The organism is Halorubrum sp. CBA1125 (genome assembly GCF_009742825.1).
Lineage (GTDB): Archaea > Halobacteriota > Halobacteria > Halobacteriales > Haloferacaceae > Halorubrum.
The window spans coordinates 1-4,817 of record NZ_WPCE01000207.1; the positions used below are offsets into that span (position 1 = coordinate 1).

Consider the following 4,817-nt stretch of genomic DNA (forward strand, 5'->3'; position numbering starts at 1 on the left):
GCGGCCGCGAGGAGGTGGAAGCCGATCGCGAGCGGCCACGCGCGGATCGACGGCGGGAGCGTCGCGAACGGCCGCGACTGGGCGAGGAAGTACGCCCACACGGGGTACCCGTCGACACCGATTCCGCCCCCGGGCGTCGCCGTAGTCAGGAATCCCCAGAGGCTCACCAGCGTGAGGTCCCCGTCGACGGGGAGGACGGCCATCGGAATCGCGAGCAGCCCGACGACGAGGACCCACTCGGCCGGACTGCTGGTCCGACGGGACCCCCGACTCGTCGAACGGGACCCCTCCAGACGCCGTTCCGCGGACATACCACCCCTTCGACCGGTGGAGGTAAGTATCGTCCGGGAGCGATCGTGGCGATCTGCGAAGCGAGGAACATCGCCGGCGGGAGGCGGACCGTCGCCGTTCCAGTCCCGTGTCGCCGGCAGTGCGCTCCCCGTGCGTCGCTGGGACCCCTCGGATTTTATATCCCCTCGAATCGATGGAGAGGACATGGGAGCCCTCCAATCCCTCCGTCCTGCAGTCGGTGGTATCGTCCGCAACCCGGTCCTCGTGCTCGTCGCGGCGCTGTTCGGGGTGGCACAGATCCCGAACCTCCTCGTGCAGCCCACCGCTCCGATGCTCGCGACGGCGATCTCGCTCGTGACGACCGGAGTGCTCGTCTTCGTGCTCCCCTTCTTCCAGGGCGGAGTGATCGGCATGGCCGACGAGGCGATCGGCGGCAAGACCGGACTCGACACGCTCGTTCGCGAGGGAAAGGCGAACTACATCTCCCTGCTGCTCGGCTACTTCGCCCTGTTGGCACTGAACCTGATCTTCGGGTTCCTCGCCTTCTTCGGCGGATTCATCGTCCTCATCGGCGGCGCGTTCGGCCAGGGCGGCGTCGCGGAAGGCGGCAGCGCCGGTGCCGGTAGCGGCAGTGCGTCGGCGGGGATGGGCGGCTTCGGGTTCGATCCGACGACGCTCGCGATCGTCGCCGTGGTCGCGATCGTGCTGTTGCTCGCGTACCTCCTGGTCACGTTCCTGATCCAGTTTTACGCGCACGCCGTCGTCCTCGACGACGCCGAGCTGGTCGACGGCTTCCGGCGCAGCGTGGGGCTCGTCCGTCGGAACCTCCTCAGCACGCTCGGGTACACCGTGTTGCTCACCGTCGGCGGGGCCGTTCTCGGCCTCCTCGCCGCCGGCGCGTCGATCGCCTCCGGCGCCGGCACGGTACCGATCGAGTCGCTCCCCGAGCCGTCTCTCCCGTTGATGGCTGCCGGGACGGTGGTCTACCTCGTCCTCACCGGGGTTCTCGGCGCGTTCTACGCGACGTACTCGGTCGCGTTCTACCGGTCGATCTCGGCGGCCTGATACCGGGTCGGGCCGCGCCCTCGCCGGTCCCGGAGATCGGATAACCGCTCTGCCCGCCGTGGGAGCCGCCGGACGCGGACATCTTTTTTATCGGGCGCGTCAAGGAGTCACTGACCGTGACAGACGCGCTGTTCGTCGTGAGCGAGGAGGGGTACTGGGCCGAAGAGTGCGTCGAGCCGCTGACGACGCTCGAGTCGGAGGGGGTCGACGTGACGGTCGCGACGCCGTCCGGATCGCCGCCGGTCGTCGACGAGCGGTCGCTCGACCCGGACGCCGCAGGCGGCGAGGCGGCGGCCGAAACGTTCCGCGAAGTCGACGCCGAACACCCGGCGCTGAACGACCCGGAACCGTTGGCGGCGGTCGGCGCCGACGGCTACGACGCGGTCGTGCTTCCGGGCGGTCACGGCACCGTCTGGGACGTGAACCAGGACCGACACGCCCGCCAGCTGCTGCTCGACGCGGTCGGCGGCGACGACGGCGTCGCCCTCGTCGTGTGTCACGCCGTCGGCATCCTGGCGTTCACCCGCGAGGCCGACGGGACGCCGCTGGTCGAGGGCCGGTCCGTCACCGGCTTCCCGAACGACTGGGAGGAGGGGATCGTCGACGACGACGAGGTCCTCCCCGACGGGCGGAAGCTCCCGTACTGGGTGGAAGACGAGGTCGTCCTCGCGGGCGCCGACTGGGACGCCGAACTCGACGCCGACACCAGCGTGACCGTCGACGGCGACCTGATCACCGCCCGGGGACCGGGTTCGTCGGCGGCGGCGGCCGCGACGCTGCTCGACGAGCTGTAGCCGATCTCGCGTCGGTGACGAACCGTGCCCGGAGTAGCGGACCGTGACGGCGTCTGGGGGAATCGGGTTACCGGATCACGAACGCCGGCTCCCCGATCCGCTCGCTCTTGCACTCCGGACACCACGAGGGCTCGTTCATCGGGTCGTCGAAGCCGTCGAAGCCGCAGTCGCGGCACGCCGGCGGTGCGACGAGGAACTCCTCGTCGCCGTCGACCGACCGAGAGACGTGTTCGAGGTGGTCGTACACGACGGGCGTCGGCAGCGACAGCGCCTCCCCGAGGTCGCTCGCGGTCGCCGGTCCCGAACGCAGAGTCGCGGCGATCTGCTGTCGGGTCGTCTCCATAGGGTCGCGTTCGGCGCGGGCATGCAAAACGCCGACGGTGCCGCGAGCCGGCCGCGAAGCGTCAGCGTTTATTCGACGCCCGGCGTCTCTCCGACGATGAGCGTTCCCTGCGTCGCGGTCGCACGCGAGCGCGGCGAGACCGTCCGCGAGCGGCTCGCCGACGCCGGCGTCCTCGACGGCGACCACGAGATCGCCGTCGACGGCGACACGATCTACATCCCCGTCGTCGACGCCGACGGGATACCGCCGGCCTTCGCGGACCGGATCGTCGAGCGCGACGCCGCCGAGCGCGACCGGCCGCAGACCCCGGCGGCGATCCTCGGCTACGAGCCCTCGCTGGAGCGGCTCGGCGACATCGTCATCCTCGACGAGGACGACGGCGAGCGCGCCAGCGAGATCGCGGCCGCGGTGATGGACTCCGACCTCCCCTGCGAGACGGTGCTCAACCGCGCGTCCCCGATAGAGGGCGAACTTCGCGTCCGCCGCTGGGACGTCCTCGCCGGCGACGGCACCGAGACGATCCACCGCGAGTACGGCCACGAGTTCGCGCTCGACGTCGCCGAGGTGTACTTCTCGCCGCGGCTCGCCACCGAGCGCCACCGCGTGGTCGAGCAGGTCGACCCCGGCGAGGCCGTCGTCGACATGTTCGCCGGCGTCGGCCCCTACGCGATCCCGATGGCCGCCCGCGGCGCCGACGTGGTCGCCTGCGACCTGAACGAGACGGCGATCGCGTACCTCCGGGAGAACGCCGAGCGGAACGGCGTCGCCGACCGGGTGACCGCGGTCGCCGGCGACGTGCGCGACCTCGTCGAGAGGGGTGACGGCGGCTACGCCGACACCGCCGACCGACTCGTGATGAACCTCCCGCACTCCGCCGACGAGTTCCTCGACACCGCGGTCGCGCTCGCCGGCGACGACTGCGTCCTCCACTACTACGACATCCAACACGAGGACGACCCGTTCGGTCCCGGGACGCGGGCCATCCGCGCGGCGGCCGGCGACGCCTACGAGGTCGCCGTGGAGACGGAACGAGTCGTCCGGTCGTACGCGCCACACGAGTACAACGTCTGTCTCGACGTACGGCTGACGCCGCGCTGACGGACGCGGGAGACCGTGACGCGTCGCCGAACGCCGACGTCCCAGGTTCGACGCCGTATCTCGGTGACGCCGCCGTCGCTCACGAGCGTTCTCGACAGCGTGACCGCCCTCGACCCGAGGGGTCGGGTCGGGCGGCGCGGGGCCCGTCACATGACAAGAGACCACGGCACTCGACCCATCGAACCAGAGGCGATTTTGCGCTTGGCACGTCCGGAGACGTGGATCACTCCGCGGCCGTGGACCGCTGATAGAGGTGACCGCCACGCCCGGCCGCCGTGGGGGAGACGACCGGTGGGGCTACCGACGCCCGGCACGGGCTCAGACCGGGCAGGCACCGTCCGGGGATTCGATCCCCGCCGTCGCGGCACGGGAACGGTGTCATCACACTTGATTGGATTTCAGTCACATATATATGTTTTTCCCTTATATACATCAGATGATTCGAGAGCAACTGAAACGTCCAATGTGAATTCAGACGTAGTACGTGTATTTGATCGGAAATGATATGTGCCGTCGAACACGCCCAAGTCGGCGGCGCCGCGGCCAGTCTGCCGTGCTCGCGATCCTCCCCCCATGTCCGTTTCGGAACCCTTATTTCTCCGTTCGGGAATTGTATCGTGAGTGCCGGAGTAGCTCAGCTGGCAGAGCGATTCCTTCGTAAGGAATAGGTCGAGGGTTCAAATCCCTCCTCCGGCTCTCGCTTCACTTCGTTCCGCGAGGGAGTACAAACGACCGTTAGCGACGCTAATACTTGGTTTTTCGCATTCAGGCACCCTTCGGAGGGGGATATTTGATTCGGTCTCGCGGCCCGAATTGCCGCCAACATTTGATTCGGTAACGGGGTCGAGAGCGAGCCGTGGTGCGATTTTCGAAGAGAAACCGAATCGTTACGACTCCAGACCAGACCGACAACTGCCGAATTAGTATTCGGTCCGATCGTTCGATCGCCGTGTCGGCAGAACAGATCATATTATGGAAACAATATTAGGGATACATCCATGTTATCTGTAGCCCTCCGCGGTAATATGCGACCGAATTACGATACCAACGGTCAAGAACTGTACGAATGTCTCAGCTGTGGAGCGCGGACCGATGAGGGCGGTACCTGCGAGTGCGGTGGGGAGCTGCGGCACCTCGGACGGTCGCGAGACCTGTAGGCCGTCGATCTCGGGGACCACGTAGCGACGGCGGCCACCCGTCGTCCGGTCTCCGTCGGTCACCCGTCG

5 protein-coding genes, 1 tRNA gene and 1 pseudogene are annotated in these 4,817 nt (G+C 68.0%); 5 read left to right on the forward strand and 2 right to left on the reverse strand.

The genetic code is table 11. The features are described from left to right. Positions 1–311: pseudogene (locus tag GJ633_RS14080) on the reverse strand (TIGR04206 family protein); the annotation flags it as partial. Positions 312–495: 184 nt separating this feature from the next. Between GJ633_RS14080 and GJ633_RS14085 the strand changes: the two are divergent. Then, positions 496–1,356 carry a hypothetical protein gene (locus GJ633_RS14085; protein ID WP_156589321.1) on the forward strand — a complete coding sequence of 287 codons (861 nt, stop codon included), beginning with the start codon at positions 496–498 and terminating at the stop codon, positions 1,354–1,356. 116 nt (positions 1,357–1,472) lie between these two features. After that, positions 1,473–2,150: a DJ-1/PfpI family protein gene (locus GJ633_RS14090; RefSeq protein ID WP_321169096.1), complete on the forward strand. Its 678-nt coding sequence runs from the start codon at positions 1,473–1,475 to the stop codon at positions 2,148–2,150. Between the two features lie 67 nt (positions 2,151–2,217). Here GJ633_RS14090 and GJ633_RS14095 read toward each other — a convergent pair whose 3' ends face one another. Beyond that, complete coding sequence (locus GJ633_RS14095) at positions 2,218–2,493, reverse strand: transcriptional regulator (protein ID WP_156589323.1); 276 nt, start codon at positions 2,491–2,493, stop codon at positions 2,218–2,220. A 96-nt stretch (positions 2,494–2,589) separates the two neighbouring features. Here GJ633_RS14095 and GJ633_RS14100 point away from each other — a divergent pair, with 96 nt between their 5' ends. From GJ633_RS14100 to GJ633_RS14110, 3 genes are all read left to right on the forward strand, one after another. Beyond that, complete coding sequence (locus tag GJ633_RS14100) at positions 2,590–3,591, forward strand: class I SAM-dependent methyltransferase family protein (protein ID WP_156589324.1); 1,002 nt, start codon at positions 2,590–2,592, stop codon at positions 3,589–3,591. Positions 3,592–4,214: 623 nt separating this feature from the next. Continuing rightward, a tRNA-Thr gene (locus GJ633_RS14105) sits at positions 4,215–4,287 on the forward strand. A gap of 329 nt (positions 4,288–4,616) precedes the next feature. Next, positions 4,617–4,748: a rubrerythrin-like domain-containing protein gene (locus GJ633_RS14110; RefSeq protein ID WP_156589325.1), complete on the forward strand. Its 132-nt coding sequence runs from the start codon at positions 4,617–4,619 to the stop codon at positions 4,746–4,748. Positions 4,749–4,817: the final 69 nt, after the last annotated feature.